We start from the raw sequence: 22,536 nt of genomic DNA, 5'->3' as shown, positions 1-22,536 counted from the left end.
CTTACTCCTGATCCACGCGATTAAGCTTGCCCACAGCGGCAGCCATCAGAATTTCCTGGGTGGCCTGCTCGCGACTGAATTCACCGCCGAGATGCCCTTCATGCATGACGATAATGCGATCGCTCATGCCTAATACTTCTGGCATCTCGGAAGAGACCAGAATGATGCTCAGCCCGTCAGCCTTAAACTGGTTAATGAGCTGATAAATCTCTTTTTTAGCGCCAACGTCCACGCCGCGCGTCGGTTCATCGAGGATCAGCACCTTCGGACGGGTCATCAGACCGCGGGCAATCGCCACCTTCTGCTGGTTGCCGCCGGAGAGCAGCCCGATGGCCTGTTCCATCGACGGCGTTTTGACGTTAAACAGGCGGATAAAATCGCTAACGGCCTGCTGTTCATCTTTGTGCTTCAGGCTTCCGCCGCTGCGGCTGAAGTAGCGCAGCGCGGTTAAGGACATGTTCTCTTTCACCGACATGCCCAGCACCAGGCCATCGCGCTTACGGTCTTCGGAGATATAGACGATGCCGTTCGCCAGACCATCCTGCGGAGAGCGGGTGACAACTTCGTGACCATCGAGGGTGACATAGCCGCTGGTGCGTGGATACGCACCATACAGCACCTTCATCAGCTCGGTACGTCCGGCCCCCATCAGCCCGGCCACGCCGAGGATCTCCCCCTGGCGCAGGGTAAAGCTGACATCATTCACCCCAGGACCACACAGGTTATCGACCTTCAGGCGGATATCGCCCGGGGCTTTATCGATGCGTGGATACTGGTCTTCCAGCTTACGTCCCACCATCATCTCAATCAGCGTGTCTTCGGTCAGCGTCGCCACTCCACGCTCGGCAATAAACTGCCCGTCGCGGAAAACGGTGACGTCATCGCAAATCTCGAAGATCTCTTTCATGCGGTGAGAGATATAGACAATGCCGCGCCCCTGCGCTTTCAGCTCACGGATGACGCGGAACAGGGAGTCGGTTTCGGTATCGGTGAGGGCGTCGGTCGGTTCATCCATCACGATAACCCGGGATTCAAAACTCAGGACCTTGGCGATTTCGACCATCTGCTGATCGCCGATAGAGAGTTCGCCCACCAGACGATCGCTTTTAAAGCGCAGGTTCAGCTTCGCCAGCAGTTTGTCGGCTTCGGCATACATCTGCTTCCAGTCGATTTTGCCGAAGCGGTTCACGAACTCGCGCCCCAGGAAGATGTTCTCCGCGATGGACAGCTGCGGGATCAGGTTCAGCTCCTGGTGGATGATGCCGATCCCGGCTTCCTGGGAGGATTTCGGGCCGTTAAAGGTGGTCTCTTTTCCCAGCCACAGCAGCGAACCGGCATCGCGTTGATAGATACCGGTAAGCACTTTCATCATCGTGGATTTGCCTGCGCCGTTTTCGCCCACCAGCGCCATGACGCGGCCGGGGTAGACATTCAGCGCTGCGCCGGAGAGGGCTTTGACGCCCGGGAACGATTTATCGATCCCTTTCAGTTGCAGTAGTGCGTCCATGGTGGCCTCAGAAGGTGACGCCAGCACAGAGAATGATATTCGCATACGGGGAACACTCCCCGCTGCGGATAACCGCCTGGCTGTCAGCGGTGTTTTTCTTGAACTGCTCGTGCGTTATGTAACTTATTTTTATGGTGTTTCCCTGGTGTTGTTGCAGTTGCTTGATATGGCCAAGCAACGTTTCGTGGAGCTGCGGATTATGTTGTTGGATTTCCGTAGCGAGAATGGCTTCCTCAACCTGCATCTCGGTTGTCACCACATCCAGCACCTGCATAAACGTGGGCACGCCCTGCGTTAATGCCAGATCAATACGCGTTGTGCTGTGGGGAATGGGTAAACCCGCATCACATACCACCAGCGTATCGGTATGCCCGAGACGGGAGATGACCGATGAGACTTCAGAGTTGAGTACCTTGCCTTTCTTCATATTCTTGCTCCACTAGCGAAACGTTTCGCTGACGTCAGTTTAATCGTACCGATGCGCAGAAAACCACCATGGCGTTGCAGATTTGTGATCGTCGTCGAAACGTTTCGCTAAGTGAAATGCGAACCGGAGAATTTGCCCGGCGGCGCTCCGCTTGCGCGGGCCTACGGGTATGGTAGGCCGGGTAAGCGAAGCGCCACCCGGCATGTTGAAGGGTTAAATCTCGACCTGGGTTCCTAACTCGATCACGCGGTTAGGCGGGATTTCGAACTGGTCGGGCGCACGCAGGGCGTTACGCTGGAGGATAAGATAGAGCTTACCGCGCAGGCGTAGATACCATGGCCGTTTGCCGACAATCAGCGACTCGTGCGACATGAAGAACGAGGTCTCCATCATCCGGCAGCTTAAGCCCTCAAGACCGCAGCGGTGGAATACCTCTTCCACGTTCGGAGTCTCACGCCAGCCGTAGCTGGCCACCACGCGCCAGAAGGTAGGCGACAGCTGCTCTATCTGCACGCGACGGACGTTATGCACGTAAGGCGCATCTTCGGTGCGCAGGGTCAGCAGGATCACGCGCTCGTGCAGCACCTTGTTGTGCTTGAGGTTATGCATCAGGGCAAACGGGATCACGTTCAGCGCGCGGGACATATAGACCGCGGTGCCCGGCACGCGTACCGGCGGCGATTTCTCCAGCGAGGCAATCATCGCCTCCAGAGAGTTACCGTGCTCGTGCATCCGGCGCAGCAGGCGGAAACGCTCGCTCTTCCAGGTGGTCATCACAATGAACATCACCAGACCCAGCGTCAGCGGCAGCCAGCCGCCGGAGACAATCTTGTCGAGATTGGCGGAGAACAACGGCACGTCAATACAGAGGAAGCCGACCAGAATCATCGCCACGAGGAATTTATTCCAGTGCCAGTTCCGGTACGCCACCGTGGTAGAGAGGATTGAGGTCAGCACCATGGTACCGGTGACGGCAATACCGTACGCCGCCGCCAGGTTGCTCGAGTGCTCGAAGCTGACGATAACAATCACTACCGCGAAGTAGAGCAGCCAGTTAACGAAAGGTATGTAGATCTGGCCCGACTCCATCTCGGAGGTGTGGATGATGCGCATCGGCGACAGATAGCCCAGGCGCACCGCCTGACGGGTAAGGGAGAAGACCCCGGAAATTACCGCCTGGGAGGCGATCACCGTTGCCAGCGTGGCGAGGATCAGCATCGGTACCAGCGCCCAGTCCGGCGCCAGCAGGAAGAACGGGTTTTTAATCGCTTCCGGGTGTTTGAGCAGCAGCGCGCCCTGGCCAAAGTAGTTCAGCACCAGCGACGGCAGCACCACAATAAACCACGCCACGCGGATAGGCAGCTTGCCGAAGTGGCCCATATCCGCATACAGCGCTTCAACGCCGGTAATAGAGAGCACGACCGCGCCCAGCGCCACAAACGACACGACTTTATATTCAAGGAAGAAGTGCACCGCCCACATTGGATTGAGCGCGTGCAGCACGTCCGGGTTAGCAATAATGCTGCGTAACCCCAGCGCCGCCAGGATCAGGAACCAGGAGAGCATAATCGGGGCGAAGAGTTTGCCCACTAGCCCGGTCCCGTGTTTCTGAATGACAAACAGCAGGGTCAGAACGATGATGGCCAGCGGGACCACCCATTCATCGAGCTGCGGCGCGATAATCTCAAGCCCCTCTATCGCCGAGAGCACCGAGATGGCCGGGGTGATCACCACCTCGCCATAGAAGAAGCTGCCCCCTACCAGGCCAATAATGACCAGGAACGAGGTCATCCTGGCGGACGTATTGCGCCCGGCAAGCGACATCAGGGTCAGGATCCCACCTTCACCGGCGTTATCTGCGCGCATGACGAAGGAGAGATATTTAACGGAAACCACCAGGATCAGCAGCCAGAAAATCAGGGACAGAAAACCAAACACAGCGTCGCGTTCAACGCCAAAACCAAACTGGCCGGACAGACATTCACGCAACGTATAAAGCGGGCTGGTGCCGATATCACCGTAGACAACCCCGATCGCCGCGAGCGTAACTGCGGGTAATGATTGCTTATTATCAGTGCTCATAGACTAGTCTTTTCGTTTGAATAACAAATGTGTGCTTAGTCCCTTGGCCCACAAAAAGCGCACAGTATGCACGATTAATCTTAGAATCGTACCCCTAAATGCAACCTCATTAACGTAGCGCAAAGAAAATAGCACCGCAGTTCAGTCTATTACCAGCCCGGAACGAAACGTCTATACTCGCTTCAATTAGCCGGGGTTACGGCGAAAGGATGCAAAACAATTATGGCTCACACTCATTTATTAGCAGAAAGAATTTCCCGCCTCAGCGGCGCACTGGAGAAAGGGCTCTACGAACGTAGCCACGCCATTCGCCTCTGTTTACTGGCGGCCCTGAGCGGCGAAAGCGTATTTCTGCTGGGGCCGCCCGGCATCGCAAAAAGTCTGATTGCCCGCAGGCTGAAGTTCGCCTTTCAGCACGCCAGAGCGTTTGAATACCTGATGACCCGTTTTTCCACGCCGGAAGAGGTCTTTGGCCCGCTCTCTATTCAGGCGTTAAAAGATGAAGGGCGGTACGAACGTTTAACCGCAGGCTATCTGCCGGAAGCGGAAATCGTCTTTCTCGATGAGATCTGGAAAGCCGGCCCGGCGATCCTCAATACCCTGCTCACCGCCATTAACGAACGCCGGTTCCGCAACGGGGCGCATGAGGGGAAAATCCCGATGCGCCTGTTGGTGGCGGCCTCCAACGAACTGCCTGAAGCCGACAGCAGCCTGGAGGCGCTTTACGACCGCATGTTGATTCGCCTGTGGCTCGACAAGGTGCAGGATAAAGCCAATTTCCGCTCGCTGCTGATAAGCCAGCAGGATGAGAACGATAACCCGGTGCCTGCCGGGCTGCAGGTCACCGACGAGGAGTATCAGCAGTGGCAACAGGATATCGGCAAAATCAAACTGCCGGATGCGGTGTTTGATCTGGTGTTTATGCTACGCCAGCAGCTGGATGCCCTGCCGGGTGCGCCTTACGTCTCCGATCGCCGCTGGAAGAAAGCTATTCGCCTGCTGCAGGCCAGCGCCCTGTTCAGCGGTCGCGACGCGGTTGCCCCTATCGATCTGATCCTGCTGAAAGATTGCCTCTGGCATGACGCCAGCGGCATGAATCTGATGCAGCAGCAGCTCGAAGTATTGATGACCGGGCACGCATGGGGGCAGCAGGAGATGCTGAACCAGCTCGGGGCCATTACCCAGCGCCGTCTTCAGCTCCAGCAGCAGCAAAGCGATAAAACCGCCCTGCGCGTCAGTCGTCAGAGCGGCATGTTCGCCCGTCGTCCGCACTACGAATTACCGGCCGAACTGAGCGATACCACGCTGACGCTGCTTCTCCAGCAGCCGCTTAAGCTCCACGATATGCAGGTTATTCATATCACCATCGAGCGTGAAGCCCTGGCCCAGTGGCTGAGCAAAGGCGGTGAGATCCGCGGCAAACTCAACGGCATCGGTTTTGCCCAGCAGCTTAATATGGAGGTGGACGGCAGCCTGCATCTGGTGATCCGCGACGTCAGCCTGCAGGGATCGCGCCTTGCCCTGCCCGGCACCGCCTCTGAAAGCGTGCCGGAAGAGATCAAACAGCAGCTGGAAGCGCTGGATAACCAGTGGCATCTGCAGCACACGCGCTTCAGCGAGCAGCAAAAATGCCTGTTTATCCACAGCGACTGGCTGGGACGGATTGAATCCAGCCTGCAGGATGTGAGCGCGCAGATCAAACAGGCGCGTCAATGCTGACGCTGGACACCCTCAACGTCATGCTTGCCGTCGGCGAGGAGGGATTGATCGAAGAGATCATCCTCACCCTGCTGGCCTCGCCGCAGCTGGCGATCTTTTTCGAAAAATTTCCCCGGCTTAAAACCGCTATTACCGACGATCTCCCGCGCTGGCGGGAAAATTTACGCAAAAGGCTGAAAGATACCCGCGTACCGCCGGAGCTCACCGAGGAGGTGATGTGCTATCAGCAGAGCCAGTTGCTCTCTACGCCCCAACTGATCGTCCAGCTGCCGCAGATTTTAACCCTGCTGGATAAGGTTCACTCCCCGTTCGCCAGCCAGGCGCGGCAGCTGGTGGTGGACAACGCCACTTTTACTCCCGCCCTGCATACCCTGTTTTTACAGCGCTGGCGGCTGAGCCTGGTGGTGCAGGCCACGTCCCTTAATCAGCAGCTGCTGGAAGAGGAGCGCGAACAGCTGCTCAGCGAAGTGCAGGAGCGCATGACCCTGGCCGGAGCGCTGGAGCCGGTGCTGGTGGAGAACGAAAACGCCGCTGGCCGCCTCTGGGATATGAGCGCCGGCCAGCTTAAGCGGGGGGATTATCAGCTTATCGTCCGCTATGGCGACTTTCTGGCGCAGCAGCCGGAGCTGATGCAGCTGGCGGAACAGCTGGGCCGTTCGCGGGAGGCGAAGTCGGTGCCAAAAAAGGATGCCCCGCTTGAAACCTTCCGCACCCTGGTACGCGAACCGGCGACGGTGCCGGAGCAGGTCGACGGCCTGCAGCAGAGCGATGACATTCTGCGCCTGCTGCCGCCCGAGCTGGCCACCCTCGGCATAACGGAGCTTGAGTACGAATTTTACCGTCGGCTGGTGGAGAAGCAGCTTCTTACCTACCGTCTGCACGGCGATGCCTGGCGCGAGAAGGTGAGCCAGCGCCCGGCGGTGCATCAGGATTTCGACGAACAGCCCCGCGGGCCGTTTATCGTCTGCGTGGATACGTCCGGTTCGATGGGCGGTTTCAATGAGCAGTGCGCCAAAGCCTTTTGTCTGGCGCTGATGCGGGTGGCGCTCGCCGACAGGCGGCGCTGCTTTATCATGCTGTTTTCCAGCGAGGTGGTGGGCTACGAACTCTCGGGCCAGCACGGTCTGGAGCAGGCGATCCGCTTTCTGAGCCAGCGCTTTCGTGGCGGGACCGATCTCGCCAGCTGTTTTCGCGCCATTATCGAGCGGATGCAGGGCGGAGAGTGGTATGACGCCGATGCGGTGGTGATCTCAGACTTTATTGCCCAGCGGCTGCCGGATGAGGTGGTAGGCAAGGTAAAGGTGCTGCAGCAGGTCCATCAGCATCGTTTTCATGCCGTGGCGATGTCCACACATGGAAAACCCGGCATCATGCGCATCTTCGATCATATCTGGCGCTTTGATACCGGGTTGCGTAGCCGCCTGCTGCGGCGCTGGAAACGCTAATTACAGCAGGGCGTCGACGCTGTCACGAACCTGCTGCGGCCATACGCCACACTGAACCTGGCCGATATGGGAGAGCTGCAGCAGTAACATGGTCAGACGAGACTGGCCGATACCGCCGCCGATGGTCTGCGGCATCTCGCCACGCAGCAGCGCCTGGTGCCACTCCAGCTTGAGACGATCTTCGTCACCGGTGATCCCCAGCTGACGCTGCAGCGCGTCGGCATCCACGCGGATCCCCATAGAAGAGAGCTCAAACGCATCTTCCAGAACCGGGTTCCAGACCAGAATATCGCCGTTCAGGCCGGCAAGGCCGCTTTCACCCTCGCTGCTCCAGTCATCATAATCCGGCGCACGAACGTCGTGGCGCTGACCGTGAGACAGCTTGCCGCCGATCCCAATCAGGAACACGGCGCCCAGCTCTTTGGCGATCGCACGTTCACGGCCTTTGGCATCCAGATCCGGGAAGCGGCTCAGCAGCTCCTGGCTGTGGACAAAGTGGATCGTCTCCGGCAGGAACGGGGTCAGACCAAACTCTTTGCTGACCGCCGCTTCGGTTTCTTTGATCCCGGCATAAATGGTTTCTACCGTCGCTTTCAGCATACCGGTATGACGTTCGCCATCACCCATTACGCGTTCCCAGTCCCACTGATCAACGTATACAGAGTGAATAGCGGTAAGGCGGTCTTCATCGGGGCGAAGAGCTTTCATGTGCGTGTAAAGCCCTTCGCCCGCGCTGAAGTCGTGTTGTCCCAGGGTTTGACGCTTCCACTTCGCCAGTGAATGAACCACTTCGAACTGGGCGTCTGGCAGTGTTTTCACTTTCACCTGTACCGCTTTTTCGCAACCAGACAGGTTGTCCTGCGTCCCGTCGCCCACGCGGCTTAAGATAGGAGCCTGGACTTCAATCAGGCCCAGCTTCTCTTCAAGCTGGCGGGAAAAGTGGGATTTTACGAAACTGATCTGGCGTTGTTGTGCGATGTAAGCGGTTTTCATTATTTATACTCCTGCGTCCTGTTGGCATTGATTAAGCAACAAAAAAGAGTCTCTTTCAATAATCCAACAATAAAACTCCCGCCTCACTTTTAAATCGATAAAATTACCCGCTAAAATAGAGTGATTCATTAATCTTCATAAGAAAAAGCTATGGAAAATTATCAGATCGACAATCTGGACCGCGGCATTCTCGAGGCCCTGATGGCTAATGCCCGTACCGCCTACGCCGAACTGGCCAAACAGTTTGGCGTCAGCCCAGGAACCATTCACGTGCGCGTAGAGAAGATGAAGCAGGCGGGAATCATCACCGGTGCCCATATCGACGTCAGCCCGAAACAGCTGGGTTACGATGTCTGCTGCTTTATTGGCATTATCCTCAAGAGCGCCAAAGACTATCCTTCCGCACTGGCGAAGCTGAACGCGCTGGATGAAGTGACCGAGGCTTACTACACCACCGGCCACTACAGCATCTTTATTAAGGTGATGTGCCGATCGATCGACGCCCTGCAGCAGGTACTTATCAACAAGATCCAAACAATCGATGAAATTCAGTCCACCGAGACGTTGATCTCCCTGCAGAACCCGATCATGCGTACCATCCGCCCGTAACAGGGCAAAATAATTACCACATTTTCCACAGGTAGATCCCAGCTCGCTCACAGCGTACAATGTTCGCCTGTTTATCTGAGCGAGCGATCAATGGCGGACATTACTCTTATTAGCGGCAGCACCCTTGGCGGCGCTGAATATGTCGCGGAACACCTGGCCGAAAAGCTGGAAGACGCAGGCTTTTCTACTGAAACGCTGCACGGACCGTTATTAGAGGATCTCCCGCTCGACGGGATCTGGCTGTTGATCACCTCCACGCACGGCGCGGGCGATCTTCCGGATAACCTTCTTCCTTTATATGAAGAGTTAAAAGAGCAGCAGCCTGACCTGGCGAACGTCCGCTTTGGCGCCATCGGCATTGGCAGCCGGGAGTACGATACCTTCTGCGGTGCGGTTGAGAAGGTTGAGACCGAACTGAAGTCCTGTGGGGCTCAACAGATCGGTGAAACGCTGAAGATCAACATCCTCGATCATGATATTCCGGAAGATCCAGCGGAACTTTGGCTGGCTGAATGGAAAAATTTACTCAAAAACGATTAAAGATCGTGCGATCAGATGTGGATAACTCTGGTTAAAACCTTGGATCAACCGGTAGTTATCCCAAGAACAACCCTTGATTACTTTTTGTGCTGTGTATAACATCGCGATCTGATCCCAGCTTATACGTTGCAGGATCACCGATCATTCACAGCAAACGATCCTCTCTAAGCACATGATCTTCTTTGGGAGATCCGGCTTATCCACAGAAACCCGCGATCCTAATAAGAGATCACAATAAAACAGATCTCTAAATAAAAAGATCTTCTTTTTAATAGCCAGGATCCCAGTGCTTTCTCGATCGACTAAAGTTGAGTAGAATCCACGGCCCGGGCTTCAATCCATTTTCTTACCGCTTTACGCGAGGCAGACCACCATGTTTTATCAGGATCCTTTTGACGTCATCATCATTGGCGGGGGTCATGCAGGCACCGAGGCCGCAATGGCCGCGGCGCGAATGGGTCAACAGACCCTGCTTTTGACACACAATATCGACACGCTAGGACAGATGTCCTGTAATCCGGCGATTGGCGGCATTGGGAAAGGACACCTGGTAAAAGAAGTGGATGCACTTGGCGGCCTGATGGCAACCGCGATCGATCATGCGGGCATCCAGTTTAGGATACTAAACGCGAGCAAAGGCCCCGCCGTTCGTGCGACCCGGGCTCAGGCCGACCGCGTGCTCTATCGCCAGGCCGTACGTACCGCACTGGAGAACCAGCCTAACCTGATGATCTTCCAGCAGGCGGTTGAGGATCTGATTGTTGAAAACGATCGTGTTGTCGGCGCCGTGACCCAGATGGGTCTGAAGTTCCGTGCCAAAGCCGTCGTGCTGACCGTCGGGACTTTCCTCGATGGCAAAATTCATATTGGACTGGACAACTACAGCGGTGGCCGTGCTGGCGATCCGCCGTCTATTCCGCTTTCGCGCCGTCTGCGCGAGCTGCCGCTGCGCGTCAGCCGCCTGAAAACCGGTACGCCGCCGCGTATCGACGCCCGTACTATCGATTTCAGCGTGCTGGCTCAACAGCACGGTGATAACCCGATGCCGGTCTTCTCGTTCATGGGCAACGTGGATCAACACCCGCGTCAGGTGCCGTGCTATGTCACGCACACCAACGAGAAAACCCATGACGTGATCCGCAGTAACCTCGATCGCAGCCCGATGTATGCCGGTGTGATCGAAGGGATCGGCCCACGTTACTGCCCGTCGATCGAAGACAAAGTGATGCGCTTTGCCGATCGTAACCAGCACCAGATCTTCCTGGAGCCGGAAGGGCTGACCTCCAACGAGATCTACCCGAACGGTATCTCCACCAGCCTGCCGTTCGACGTGCAGATGCAGATCGTCCGCTCCATGCAGGGGATGGAAAATGCGAAGATCGTCCGTCCGGGCTATGCCATTGAGTATGACTTCTTCGATCCGCGCGACCTGAAGCCGACCCTGGAGAGCAAATTTATCCAGGGGCTGTTCTTCGCGGGCCAGATCAACGGCACCACCGGTTACGAAGAGGCCGCCGCGCAGGGACTGCTGGCCGGTCTGAACGCCGCCCGCTTCTCTGCCGAGAAAGAGGGCTGGGCGCCGGGTCGTTCTCAGGCTTACCTGGGCGTGCTGGTGGACGACCTCTGCACCCTCGGTACCAAAGAGCCGTATCGCATGTTTACCTCTCGCGCGGAATATCGTCTGATGCTGCGTGAAGATAACGCCGACCTGCGCCTGACCGAAATCGGTCGCGAGCTGGGTCTGGTGGACGATGCCCGCTGGGCGCGTTTCAACGAGAAGCTGGAGAACATCGAGCGCGAACGTCAGCGCCTGAAGTCGACCTGGGTCAACCCAACTGCCGAGTCTGTAGACGAAGTGAATGCTCACCTGTCTGCGCCGCTGTCGCGTGAAGCCAGCGGGGAAGATCTGCTCCGTCGTCCGGAAATGACCTACGACCAGCTGATCCAGATGACGCCATTCGCGCCGGGTCTGGAGGACGTTCAGGCTGCTGAGCAGGTTGAAATCCAGGTGAAATACGAAGGCTATATCGCCCGTCAGCAGGATGAGATCGAGAAGCAGCAGCGTAACGAGAGCACGATCCTGCCGGCCACGCTGGATTACCGCCTGGTTAACGGCCTCTCCAACGAAGTGATCGCCAAGCTGAATGACCATAAACCGTCGTCCATCGGCCAGGCGTCGCGTATTTCAGGCGTCACGCCTGCGGCTATCTCCATTCTGCTGGTGTGGCTGAAAAAACAGGGTATGCTGCGCCGCAGCGCATAATGTGTAAAATTGCCCGCTGGCGCTGAGCTTACCGGGCCTACAGAACTCCGTAGGGCGGGTCTGCGTAGCGCCACCCGCCAACACCTATCTCAACAGGTATTCACCGTGCTCAACAAACTCACTCGACTGCTGGATCAAGCCGGTATTTCGCTCACCGATCACCAGAAAAATCAGCTGGTGGGGTATGTCGACATGCTGAACAAATGGAACAAGGCCTATAACCTCACCTCGGTTCGTGACCCGAACGAGATGCTGATTCGTCACATCCTCGACAGCATCGTGGTGGCGCCACATCTCAAAGGGGAGCGTTTTATTGATGTGGGTACTGGTCCGGGCCTGCCTGGCATTCCGCTCTCTATCGTGCGTCCTGAGAGCCATTTCACGCTGCTGGACAGCCTGGGTAAGCGCGTACGCTTCCTGCGCCAGGTTCAGCATGAGCTGAAGCTGGAAAATATTCATCCGGTGCAGAGCAGGGTAGAGGAGTTTCCCGCCGAGCCGCCGTTTGACGGCGTGATCAGCCGGGCCTTTGCCTCACTTGATGACATGATTAGCTGGTGTAAGCACCTGCCTGCGGAAAATGGTCGCTTTTATGCCCTGAAAGGCGTGTTACCGGAAGATGAGATTGCGCAGATGCCTGAAGGCTTTGTGGTTGAGGACGCGATCAAATTGTACGTTCCGCAGCTGGAAGGTGAGCGTCATCTGGTGATAGTTAAGCCAAACAATTTTTAAAAATATAATAAAAAATGTGGAATTTGTGCTGTTCTTAGTATGTTAAAAATTACGCGGCAGGCTAAGAAATAAACAGCACTAATTTAACCGCTTTTTTACTATGGATTTTCTTTGGGTTAACCAGGGCCTGTAGTTAACCCAAAATATAATAAACCATGAAAATATCAGCTTGCTAAAAGTAGGTCAGAGTAACCAGATTGTAATGTTAAATATTTATTAAAAATGTCAATAAAAGGTTTTTGTTGTATACAGGGCTGTTTTGAGAATAGTTGCTGAAATTAATCTTTAATATCAAAAAGATGAAATATAACGATTTACTGCTTTGATTTATTCGACCTTATCGTAAATGTGTATTTTGTGATCTCGTGCACGCTTTATCGTCAACGTTTCCGCGTTGTTTGCAGTTTTCACGTCTCATTCTTCGTTTGTCGAAAAGTTAAGAAATAGCGCCGGGGAAAAATATTTAAACATTTATTCACCTTTTCGCTACTTATTGTTTGAAATCACGGGGACGCACCGTATAATTTGTCCGCTTTTTGCTGCTTGACTCTGAGCCCTAAAGGACGTTTTATACGACACGCGACATACCTCGAAGTGAGCAGGAGTAAAAACGTGATGTCAGTGTCGCTCTTGAGTCGAAACGTTGCTCGTAAGCTTCTGTTCATTCAGTTTCTGGCGGTGATAGCAAGCGGATTGCTGTTCTGCCTCAAAGACCCCTTCTGGGGCATCTCTGCGGTAAGCGGAGGTTTGGCAGTGGTTGTGCCAAACATGTTGTTTATGATTTTTGCCTGGCGTCATCAGGCGCATACACCTGCCAAAGGCCGCGTGGCCTGGTCCTTCGCCCTCGGCGAAGTGTGTAAGGTGTTGCTGACCTTTGCCCTTCTGGTGGTGGCGCTGGCGGTTTTTAAAGTGGTATTTTTGCCGCTGATAGTGACGTGGGTTTTGGTGCTGGTGGTACAAATTCTGGCGCCAGCTGTAATCAATAACAAAGGGTAAAAGGCATCATGGCTTCAGAAAATATGACGCCGCAGGATTACATAAGTCACCATCTGAACAACCTTCAGTTGGACTTACGTACATTCTCGCTGGTGGATCCGCATAACCCCCCAGCCACCTTCTGGACGATTAATATCGACTCCATGTTCTTCTCGGTGGTACTGGGTCTGTTGTTCCTGGCCATTTTCCGCGGCGTTGCGAAACGTGCGACCAGCGGCGTTCCAGGGAAATTCCAGACGTTCATCGAAATGATCATTGGCTTCGTCCACGGTAGCGTCAAAGACATGTACCACGGCAAGAGCAAGGTGATTGCACCGCTGGCGCTGACCGTCTTTGTCTGGGTCTTCCTGATGAACCTGATGGACCTGCTGCCGATCGACCTGCTGCCGTTTATCGGCGAGCATATCTTCGGTCTGCCTGCCCTGCGTGTGGTGCCGTCTGCTGACGTGAACATCACCCTGTCTATGGCACTGGGCGTATTCATCCTGATTCTTTTCTACAGCATCAAAATGAAAGGCGTAGGCGGCTTCGTGAAAGAGCTTACCTTGCAGCCGTTCAACCACTGGGCGTTTATTCCGGTCAACCTGATCCTGGAAGGCGTTAGCCTGCTGTCCAAACCGATTTCCCTCGGTCTGCGACTGTTCGGCAACATGTATGCGGGTGAGCTGATTTTCATTCTGATCGCGGGTCTTCTGCCGTGGTGGTCACAGTGGGTTCTGAATGTGCCATGGGCCATTTTCCACATCCTGATCATTACGCTGCAAGCCTTTATCTTCATGGTTCTGACGATCGTCTATCTGTCGATGGCGTCTGAAGAGCACTGATTCTTTACCAACACTACTACGTTTTAACTGAAACAAACTGGAGACTGTCATGGAAAACCTGAATATGGATCTGCTGTACATGGCTGCCGCTGTGATGATGGGTCTGGCGGCTATCGGTGCTGCGATCGGTATCGGCATCCTCGGGGGCAAATTCCTGGAAGGCGCAGCGCGTCAACCGGATCTGATTCCTCTGCTGCGTACTCAGTTCTTTATCGTTATGGGTCTGGTGGATGCTATCCCGATGATCGCTGTAGGTCTGGGTCTGTACGTGATGTTTGCTGTCGCGTAGTAAGTCGTTTAAACCCTAAGCCACAGTTGTAAATTTAAAGAGGTATTGTGCTGTGAACATGAACGCAACAATCCTCGGCCAGGCCATCGCGTTTGTTATCTTTGTCTGGTTCTGCATGAAGTATGTATGGCCGCCTTTAATGGCTGCCATCGAAAAACGTCAGAAAGAAATTTCTGACGGTCTGGCTTCTGCAGAACGCGCTAAGAAAGATTTGGACCTTGCACAGGCCAACGCGACCGACCAGCTGAAAAAAGCGAAAGCGGAAGCCCAGGTAATCATCGAGCAGGCGAACAAACGTCGTTCTCAGATCCTGGACGAAGCGAAAGCTGAAGCAGAACAGGAACGTACTAAAATCGTGACACAAGCGCAGGCAGAAATTGATGCCGAGCGTAAACGTGCTCGCGAAGAGCTGCGTAAGCAGGTCGCGATTCTGGCTGTTGCTGGCGCCGAGAAGATCATCGAACGTTCCGTGGATGAAGCTGCTAACAGCGACATCGTGGACAAACTTGTCGCTGAACTGTAAGGAGGGAGGGGCTGATGTCTGAATTTGTTACGGTAGCTCGCCCCTACGCCAAAGCAGCTTTTGACTTTGCTATCGAACACCAAAATGTCGATCGCTGGCAGAACATGCTGGCGTTTGCCGCTGAGGTAACGAAAAACGAACACATGGCTGAGATGCTTTCTGGCGCCCTGGCGCCTGTAACCCTCGCCGATTCGTTCATCGCCATTTGCGGTGAGCAGCTGGACGCCAACGGCCAGAACCTGATTCGGGTAATGGCTGAAAATGGTCGTCTGAAAGCGCTCCCGGATGTTCTCGAGCAGTTCGAGCACCTGCGTGCCCTCAGTGAAGCCACCGTTGAAGTTGATGTAACTTCTGCGACTGAACTGAGTAACGAACAGCTTGCGAAAATCACCGCCGCGATGGAAAAACGTCTGTCACGCAAAGTGAAGCTGAATTGCAATATCGATAAGTCTGTAATGGCGGGCGTAATCATCCGAGCGGGTGATATGGTCATTGATGGCAGCGTACGCGGCCGTCTTGAGCGCCTTGCAGACGTCTTGCAGTCTTAAGGGGACTGGAGCATGCAACTGAATTCCACCGAAATCAGCGAACTGATCAAGCAGCGCATTGCTCAGTTCAGTGTTGTGAGTGAAGCTCACAACGAAGGTACTATTGTTTCTGTAAGCGACGGTGTTATCCGCATCCACGGCCTGGCCGATTGTATGCAGGGTGAAATGATCTCCCTGCCGGGTAACCGTTACGCTATCGCACTGAACCTGGAGCGCGACTCCGTAGGTGCAGTTGTGATGGGTCCGTATGCTGACCTCGCCGAAGGCATGAAGGTTAAGTGTACTGGCCGTATTCTTGAAGTTCCAGTTGGCCGTGGCCTGCTGGGTCGCGTGGTGAACACCCTGGGTGCACCAATCGACGGTAAAGGTCCGGTTGATAATGATGGCTTCTCGCCAATCGAAGTTATCGCACCAGGCGTAATCGACCGTCAGTCCGTCGACCAGCCGGTTCAGACCGGTTATAAATCCGTCGACGCCATGATCCCAATCGGCCGTGGCCAGCGTGAGCTGATCATCGGTGACCGTCAGACCGGTAAAACCGCGATGGCAATCGATGCGATCATCAACCAGCGCGATTCCGGCATCAAATGTGTGTACGTGGCTATCGGCCAGAAAGCGTCCACCATTTCTAACGTGGTTCGTAAACTGGAAGAGCACGGCGCGCTGTCCAACACCATCGTTGTTGTGGCGACCGCTTCTGAATCTGCTGCACTGCAATACCTGGCACCGTATGCCGGTTGCGCAATGGGCGAATACTTCCGTGACCGCGGTGAAGATGCACTGATCGTTTATGATGACCTGTCTAAACAGGCCGTTGCTTACCGTCAGGTTTCCCTGCTGCTCCGTCGTCCACCAGGACGTGAAGCATTCCCGGGCGACGTATTCTATCTGCACTCCCGTCTGCTGGAGCGTGCATCCCGCGTTAACGCGGAATACGTTGAGAACTTCACCAAAGGTGCAGTGAAAGGCCAAACCGGTTCTCTGACCGCCCTGCCAATCATTGAAACCCAGGCGGGTGACGTTTCTGCGTTCGTTCCGACCAACGTAATCTCCATTACCGATGGTCAGATCTTCCTGGAAACCAACCTGTTTAACTCCGGTATTCGTCCGGCGGTTAACCCGGGTATCTCCGTATCCCGTGTTGGTGGTGCAGCGCAGACCAAGATCATCAAGAAACTGTCCGGTGGTATCCGTACCGCGCTGGCACAGTATCGTGAACTGGCAGCGTTCTCCCAGTTTGCATCCGACCTTGACGATGCAACCCGTAAACAGCTTGACCACGGTCAGAAAGTGACCGAACTGCTGAAACAGAAACAGTATGCCCCGATGTCAGTCGCACAGCAGGGTCTGGTACTGTTCGCAGCAGAACGTGGTTATCTGGGGGATGTAGAACTGGCGAAAATCGGTAGCTTCGAAGCCGCTCTGCTGGCTTACGCTGACCGTGACCATGCTTCACTGATGCAAGAGATTAACCAGTCCGGTGGCTATAACGACGAAATCGAAGGCAAGCTGAAGAGCCTGCTCGATTCCTTCAAAGCAACCCAGTCCTGGTAACGTCTGGCGGTCTGTCTTAGGGCAGACCGCAAGGCATTGAGGAGAAGCTCATGGCCGGCGCAAAAGAGATACGTAGTAAGATCGCAAGCGTCCAGAACACGCAAAAGATCACTAAAGCGATGGAGATGGTCGCCGCTTCCAAAATGCGTAAATCGCAGGAGCGTATGGCGGCCAGCCGTCCTTATGCAGATACCATGCGCAAAGTGATTGGTCACCTTGCGAGCGGTAATCTGGAATATAAGCACCCTTACCTGGAAGAACGCGACGTTAAGCGCGTGGGCTACCTGGTGGTGTCGACCGACCGTGGTTTGTGCGGCGGCTTGAACATTAACCTGTTCAAAAAGCTGCTGGCGGATATGAAAGCTTGGTCCGATAAAGGCGTTCAGAGCGATATCGCGATGATCGGCTCTAAGGGCGTCTCTTTCTTTAATTCCGTAGGTGGCAATATTGTCGCCCAGGTGACCGGTATGGGTGATAACCCGTCCCTGTCCGAACTGATCGGCCCGGTTAAAGTGATGTTGCAGGCCTATGATGAAGGCCGTCTGGACAGGCTGTACGTTGTCAGCAACAAATTTATTAACACCATGTCTCAGGCTCCGACCCTCACTCAGCTGCTGCCGTTACCGGCGTCAGACGAGCCAGAGTTGAAGCATAAATCCTGGGATTACCTGTATGAACCGGATCCAAAACCGCTGCTGGATACCCTGCTGCGTCGTTATGTTGAATCCCAGGTTTATCAGGGCGTGGTAGAAAACCTGGCCAGCGAGCAGGCCGCACGTATGGTGGCGATGAAAGCCGCGACCGACAATGGCGGCAGCCTGATTAAAGAGCTGCAGTTGGTATACAACAAAGCTCGTCAGGCCAGCATTACTCAGGAACTCACCGAGATCGTCGGTGGTGCATCCGCGGTATAACCAGGTTAATTCGTAGAGGATTCAAGATGGCTACTGGAAAAATTGTCCAGGTAATCGGCGCCGTGGTTGACGTCGAATTCCCTCAGGATGCCGTACCGCGCGTGTACGATGCTCTTGAGGTTCAGAATGGTAATGAGAGCCTGGTGCTGGAAGTTCAGCAGCAGCTCGGCGGCGGTATCGTGCGTACCATCGCCATGGGTTCTTCCGACGGTCTGCGTCGTGGTCTGGAAGTTAAAGACCTCGAACACCCAATCGAAGTACCAGTAGGTAAAGCAACCCTGGGTCGTATCATGAACGTCCTGGGTCAGCCGATCGACATGAAAGGCGATATCGGCGAAGAAGAGCGTTGGGCTATCCACCGCGCAGCACCTTCCTACGAAGAGCTGTCAAGCTCTCAGGAACTGCTGGAAACCGGCATCAAAGTTATCGACCTGATGTGTCCGTTTGCGAAGGGCGGTAAAGTTGGTCTGTTCGGTGGTGCGGGTGTAGGTAAAACCGTAAACATGATGGAGCTGATCCGTAACATCGCGATCGAGCACTCCGGTTACTCCGTGTTTGCAGGCGTGGGTGAGCGTACTCGTGAGGGTAACGACTTCTACCACGAAATGACCGACTCCAACGTTCTGGACAAAGTATCCCTGGTTTACGGCCAGATGAACGAGCCACCAGGAAACCGTCTGCGCGTTGCGCTGACCGGTCTGACCATGGCTGAGAAGTTCCGTGACGAAGGTCGTGACGTACTGCTGTTCGTTGACAACATCTACCGTTATACCCTGGCCGGTACGGAAGTATCCGCACTGCTGGGTCGTATGCCTTCTGCGGTAGGTTATCAGCCAACGCTGGCGGAAGAGATGGGTGTTCTTCAGGAACGTATCACCTCTACCAAAACCGGTTCTATTACCTCCGTTCAGGCGGTATACGTACCTGCGGATGACCTGACTGACCCATCTCCAGCAACCACCTTTGCTCACTTAGATGCAACCGTGGTACTGAGCCGTCAGATCGCGTCTCTGGGTATCTACCCGGCCGTTGACCCGCTGGACTCCACCAGCCGTCAGCTGGATCCTCTGGTCGTTGGTCAGGAACACTACGACACCGCGCGTGGCGTACAGTCCCTGCTGCAGCGTTATCAGGAACTGAAAGACATCATCGCCATCCTGGGTATGGATGAACTGTCTGAAGAAGACAAACTGGTGGTAGCACGTGCGCGTAAGATCCAGCGCTTCCTGTCCCAGCCGTTCTTCGTAGCAGAAGTATTTACCGGTTCCCCGGGCAAATACGTTGCGCTGAAAGACACCATCCGTGGCTTTAAAGGCATCATGGAAGGCGAATACGATCACCTGCCGGAGCAGGCGTTCTATATGGTGGGTTCCATCGACGAAGCCGTGGAAAAAGCCAAAAAACTTTAACGCCTTAATCGGAGGGTGATATGGCAATGACTTACCACCTGGACGTTGTCAGCGCAGAGCAACAAATGTTCTCTGGTCTGGTCGAGAAAATCCAGGTAACGGGTAGCGAAGGTGAACTGGGTATTTTCCCGGGTCACGCCCCGCTGCTCACCGCCATTAAGCCTGGTATGATCCGCATCGTTAAACAGTTCGGTCATGAAGAGTTTATCTATCTGTCTGGCGGCATTATTGAAGTGCAGCCTGGCAGCGTGACCGTACTGGCTGATACCGCAATTCGTGGCCAGGATCTCGACGAAGCGCGAGCTCTGGAATCGAAGCGTAAAGCAGAAGAGCACATTAAGAGCTCTCATGGCGACGTGGATTACGCTCAGGCGTCTGCAGAGCTGGCCAAAGCGATCGCGAAACTGCGCGTTATCGAGTTGACCAAAAAAGCGATGTAACACCGGCTTGAAAGTACGAAAGCCAGTCTGGTCTCCAGACTGGCTTTTTTTATGGTTCCGTTTCACTAAACCTGAAACTAAAACGATGTTTTATTATTTTGTGATTTATGTCACAAAAAGATTGATCGGCGAAATGGTCAGGAGTAGACTTCGTTTTGTGATGAATGTCACATAACTGAACTCCAAAAATATCAGGATGCCATCATGAAAACCATCAACAAAATCATCGCCCTTTTCAGCAACATGAACGTCTCTTTCGGTACGTTCAATAACTAAGTGCTGATATGCCGGGTGGCGCCACGCTTACCGTAGTGTGATAAGCGAAGCGCCTCTCTGGCGATTACATTTTTACCTGCGTTTTATCCAGTTCCTTCCCGTCACTGTTCACGCTTTTACCCTTCGCAATAAAGTAGTTGGTGTTATCAACGGTTCCCACCACCGCATCGTCATACTCGCCTGGCTTATTACGAATCGACAGGTTGCCGGTAAAGATTCCCTGGGTTGAGACATCTCCGTACGGGCTCGGGCGGAAGATATAGTTGAAGCGCTGGTTATCCACAGCGATGTTGTTCTCCACCACCAGCTTGCCGGGGTTAAAGTTATCGGTGAAACCGTCCAGGTGATTGCCCGTGGCTTTGCTGTTGCGGATCTGGTGCGCCACCGGCTGCCCTTCCCCGCCGAGCTTAAAGCCGTTACTGGTGTTATTGCTGGCCACCGAGTTCTCGATCACCACCACGCCGTTTGCGCCATCTTCAATCTTGTTGAACAGATCAAAACCGTCGTCGATATTATCGTGGGCATAGCAACGCTCCAGCCGGTTGCCTTCCCCGACCCGCATCTTCACCGCAAAGCCATCGGCGTTAATCTTGCCGGGATCCTCATTGGCATAAGATTCGGAATCCACGACCCGGTTGTAGCTCGCCCATAGTGGCCGGCCGATCTTCTCCGGAGAGGAGATCTGGATCCCGGTGTCGTCATTGCGGTATGCCGTGACGCGCTCGATCAGGTTATGGCTGCCCTGGACGCGCAGGCTTTTCCCGGTGACGTCGATACCCTTGATATGCCAGTAGCTGGCATCCAGCAGCAGACCGTGGATCACCGCTTTCCCGTCAGCCTCCAGCGTTTTGAGCTTGTCGCGGGTGCCGCTGGCAGAGAGCGGGATTTCGCTGCGCGGGTAATCGCCGCTTTTCAGCATCAGTTTGCCGCCGGGCGCCACCAGCGTGATGGCGGTGGCGAGATCCAGTGGCGCATCGGCTGTGCCTTTCGCATCTGCTTTGCCTTCCGGGGCGGCATACAGGAGCGTCGTATCTCTGTCCGCAACGCGTTCCACGGTAAGTTGCTGATTTACGGATTTTCCGTCAGCAGGGGTGAAGGTCAGCGTAAAGGTGCTGGTCTGCTCGACGCGGGCTGGCAGGGTGTACATCTCACCCGCTTTCACCGCTTTCTCATTACCGATCACCACTTCGTTTTGTCTTACGCTGAATACCCCGTCCTCATTGGCGCGTGCCTGCAGCAGATAATCTGGCGAAGTACTCACGGTGCCGGACGCCAGCTGCACCACGACCGGCAGCGGCTCTGCCTGCCAGGGCGCGGAAGGCACGGTATGGGCGCTGGTGGTGGTCAGCGAGGCGTTAGTCACCGTAATTTTGGCATTGCGGGACGCAAAGAAGCCGACGTAATAGTGATCCTTATTTTGCACCGAAATCAGGTCGGCGCGCGGCACGCTCTTGCTGACCCAGGCGTCGCTGTCCAGCGGAGCCCAGGCGGTAATAAACCCGTCGTCGGTTCGCTGGAGTTTGAGACGAAACTCTGGTGTCTGGCTCAGGTCCACCTCTTCCTTGTAACTCTGTTTTTTAATCGCGGCCCCGGCATCTCCCCAGGGATGGCTGATCCCCTCCCGGGTGATGGCCTGCAGCTTCACCCGCTGATGATCTTTTTTATCCTGGGTCATGATGGCGTTCATCACCTGGTTCGATGCCGCCGGGAACTCTTCATAGCCGGTTTTCAACGGCTCCTGACGCGGGTTGCCGAGGACATCGCGTACCAGCAACCCGGCGCCTTCCTGCGCGGCGGGTTTTGCGCCGTTCTCCGGTCCAAACTGGTCGACCCGAATATTGGCCTGCAACACGAAATTCTCGCTCGCAGGTAACTCGGTATAGAAAAAGGTTAATCCGTCGTGGGAGTTGGCGATTTTGCCGCCCCGACTTTCCAGGGTAATGGCTTTTGTCAGATCGGCGCTCTCCTGCACGGAAAGCTTTTTCCCGTCGATGGTGACATCGTTAGTGCCGATTTTTTCGGGCAGGACGTTCGAGGAAAAATTCAGATCCGTTGATTGCCCAAAGGCAATGGCTTTCCAGACATGCGGTTGTTCCGTTGCCATCGCGGAAAAGGCGCTACACATCATCAGGGCCAGAGGTATTGTAGACTTCATCTTATTCTCCTGAGTAATAATTGAGCGCTATTATTATCAGAATAAAACGGTGTTTCTTTTTTACGCGTCACACATTTCGATAATTAAAACAGCGTTTTGGTTACGGAAGGCTTTATTTCTGCTACGAAAAAATCACTAACGTGTTGTGAGGGCTGGAGACTTCGCTAAAGGAGGCTATATTTCACAGGCAAAGCCCCTTAATTTGCGGTAAAAAGAACCTTTATAACGCCCGAAGCAGGCGACATTGCGCGCTTTACCGCCACTCCATTTTATGGCGCAAAATATGTAGAATTT

General features: G+C 54.6%; 20 protein-coding genes. 15 read left to right on the top strand and 5 right to left on the bottom strand.

Annotated features, from left to right (window positions below):
• Nucleotide 1: 1 nt before the first annotated feature.
• The 3 genes from rbsA to kup form a co-directional block, all read right to left on the bottom strand.
• Complete coding sequence (gene rbsA, locus FFB58_RS21445) at nucleotides 2–1,507, bottom strand: ribose ABC transporter ATP-binding protein RbsA (protein WP_138370952.1); 1,506 nt, start codon at nucleotides 1,505–1,507, stop codon at nucleotides 2–4.
• Nucleotides 1,508–1,514: 7 nt separating this feature from the next.
• Nucleotides 1,515–1,934 (bottom strand): D-ribose pyranase, encoded by a 420-nt coding sequence (gene rbsD, locus FFB58_RS21440; protein ID WP_138370948.1) that lies wholly within the window; start codon nucleotides 1,932–1,934, stop codon nucleotides 1,515–1,517.
• Between the two features lie 213 nt (nucleotides 1,935–2,147).
• On the bottom strand, nucleotides 2,148–4,016 hold the full coding sequence (gene kup, locus FFB58_RS21435) for a low affinity potassium transporter Kup (RefSeq protein WP_039032204.1): 1,869 nt from the start codon (nucleotides 4,014–4,016) through the stop codon (nucleotides 2,148–2,150).
• Nucleotides 4,017–4,238: 222 nt separating this feature from the next.
• On the opposite strand from kup, the gene ravA reads away from it, so the two are divergent.
• Nucleotides 4,239–5,735 (top strand): ATPase RavA, encoded by a 1,497-nt coding sequence (ravA, locus tag FFB58_RS21430; RefSeq protein ID WP_138370947.1) that lies wholly within the window; start codon nucleotides 4,239–4,241, stop codon nucleotides 5,733–5,735.
• Nucleotides 5,729–7,180, top strand: coding sequence for an ATPase RavA stimulator ViaA (gene viaA / locus FFB58_RS21425; protein ID WP_039032206.1), 1,452 nt, complete (start codon nucleotides 5,729–5,731; stop codon nucleotides 7,178–7,180). The genes ravA and viaA overlap by 7 nt, the downstream gene beginning before the upstream one ends.
• Here viaA and asnA read toward each other — a convergent pair whose 3' ends face one another.
• The gene (gene asnA, locus FFB58_RS21420) at nucleotides 7,181–8,173 is read right to left on the bottom strand and encodes an aspartate--ammonia ligase (RefSeq protein WP_138370946.1); all 993 of its coding nucleotides are present in this window, start codon (nucleotides 8,171–8,173) and stop codon (nucleotides 7,181–7,183) included. It abuts the gene before it with no gap.
• Between the two features lie 150 nt (nucleotides 8,174–8,323).
• Here asnA and asnC point away from each other — a divergent pair, with 150 nt between their 5' ends.
• From asnC to FFB58_RS21355, 13 genes are all read left to right on the top strand, one after another.
• A complete protein-coding gene (gene asnC / locus FFB58_RS21415) occupies nucleotides 8,324–8,782 on the top strand; it encodes a transcriptional regulator AsnC (RefSeq protein ID WP_032615488.1) in 459 nt (152 codons plus the stop codon).
• Nucleotides 8,783–8,872: 90 nt separating this feature from the next.
• A complete protein-coding gene (gene mioC / locus FFB58_RS21410) occupies nucleotides 8,873–9,322 on the top strand; it encodes an FMN-binding protein MioC (protein WP_039032208.1) in 450 nt (149 codons plus the stop codon).
• Nucleotides 9,323–9,695: 373 nt separating this feature from the next.
• Nucleotides 9,696–11,585, top strand: a complete 1,890-nt coding sequence (mnmG, locus tag FFB58_RS21405; protein ID WP_138370945.1) for a tRNA uridine-5-carboxymethylaminomethyl(34) synthesis enzyme MnmG — start codon at nucleotides 9,696–9,698, stop codon at nucleotides 11,583–11,585.
• Between the two features lie 105 nt (nucleotides 11,586–11,690).
• Nucleotides 11,691–12,314, top strand: coding sequence for a 16S rRNA (guanine(527)-N(7))-methyltransferase RsmG (gene rsmG, locus FFB58_RS21400; RefSeq protein WP_138370944.1), 624 nt, complete (start codon nucleotides 11,691–11,693; stop codon nucleotides 12,312–12,314).
• A 615-nt stretch (nucleotides 12,315–12,929) separates the two neighbouring features.
• Entirely contained in the window at nucleotides 12,930–13,310 is a 381-nt protein-coding gene (atpI, locus tag FFB58_RS21395) for a F0F1 ATP synthase subunit I (protein WP_039032211.1), read from the top strand.
• Between the two features lie 8 nt (nucleotides 13,311–13,318).
• Entirely contained in the window at nucleotides 13,319–14,134 is an 816-nt protein-coding gene (atpB, locus tag FFB58_RS21390; RefSeq protein ID WP_039032212.1) for a F0F1 ATP synthase subunit A, read from the top strand.
• A 49-nt stretch (nucleotides 14,135–14,183) separates the two neighbouring features.
• The gene (atpE, locus tag FFB58_RS21385) at nucleotides 14,184–14,423 is read left to right on the top strand and encodes a F0F1 ATP synthase subunit C (protein ID WP_000429386.1); all 240 of its coding nucleotides are present in this window, start codon (nucleotides 14,184–14,186) and stop codon (nucleotides 14,421–14,423) included.
• Nucleotides 14,424–14,475: 52 nt separating this feature from the next.
• Nucleotides 14,476–14,946: a F0F1 ATP synthase subunit B gene (gene atpF, locus FFB58_RS21380; RefSeq protein ID WP_032615498.1), complete on the top strand. Its 471-nt coding sequence runs from the start codon at nucleotides 14,476–14,478 to the stop codon at nucleotides 14,944–14,946.
• A 14-nt stretch (nucleotides 14,947–14,960) separates the two neighbouring features.
• The gene (atpH, locus tag FFB58_RS21375) at nucleotides 14,961–15,494 is read left to right on the top strand and encodes a F0F1 ATP synthase subunit delta (protein ID WP_039032213.1); all 534 of its coding nucleotides are present in this window, start codon (nucleotides 14,961–14,963) and stop codon (nucleotides 15,492–15,494) included.
• A 12-nt stretch (nucleotides 15,495–15,506) separates the two neighbouring features.
• Nucleotides 15,507–17,048 (top strand): F0F1 ATP synthase subunit alpha, encoded by a 1,542-nt coding sequence (gene atpA, locus FFB58_RS21370; protein WP_039032214.1) that lies wholly within the window; start codon nucleotides 15,507–15,509, stop codon nucleotides 17,046–17,048.
• A 50-nt stretch (nucleotides 17,049–17,098) separates the two neighbouring features.
• A complete protein-coding gene (gene atpG / locus FFB58_RS21365; RefSeq protein WP_039032215.1) occupies nucleotides 17,099–17,962 on the top strand; it encodes a F0F1 ATP synthase subunit gamma in 864 nt (287 codons plus the stop codon).
• Nucleotides 17,963–17,988: 26 nt separating this feature from the next.
• A complete protein-coding gene (atpD, locus tag FFB58_RS21360) occupies nucleotides 17,989–19,371 on the top strand; it encodes a F0F1 ATP synthase subunit beta (protein WP_039032216.1) in 1,383 nt (460 codons plus the stop codon).
• Nucleotides 19,372–19,391: 20 nt separating this feature from the next.
• Nucleotides 19,392–19,811, top strand: a complete 420-nt coding sequence (locus FFB58_RS21355) for a F0F1 ATP synthase subunit epsilon (protein WP_039032217.1) — start codon at nucleotides 19,392–19,394, stop codon at nucleotides 19,809–19,811.
• Nucleotides 19,812–20,151: 340 nt separating this feature from the next.
• On the opposite strand, the gene FFB58_RS21350 is transcribed toward FFB58_RS21355, so the two are convergent.
• On the bottom strand, nucleotides 20,152–22,242 hold the full coding sequence (locus FFB58_RS21350; protein ID WP_138370943.1) for a right-handed parallel beta-helix repeat-containing protein: 2,091 nt from the start codon (nucleotides 22,240–22,242) through the stop codon (nucleotides 20,152–20,154).
• Nucleotides 22,243–22,536: the final 294 nt, after the last annotated feature.

The sequence above is a fragment of the Enterobacter sp. MF024 genome (assembly GCF_005843915.1).
In the GTDB taxonomy this organism is placed as follows: Bacteria; Pseudomonadota; Gammaproteobacteria; order Enterobacterales; family Enterobacteriaceae; genus Enterobacter; species Enterobacter barmai.
The sequence above is the reverse complement of the archived record's forward strand: the minus strand, read 5'-3'. Positions and strand labels throughout refer to the sequence as shown.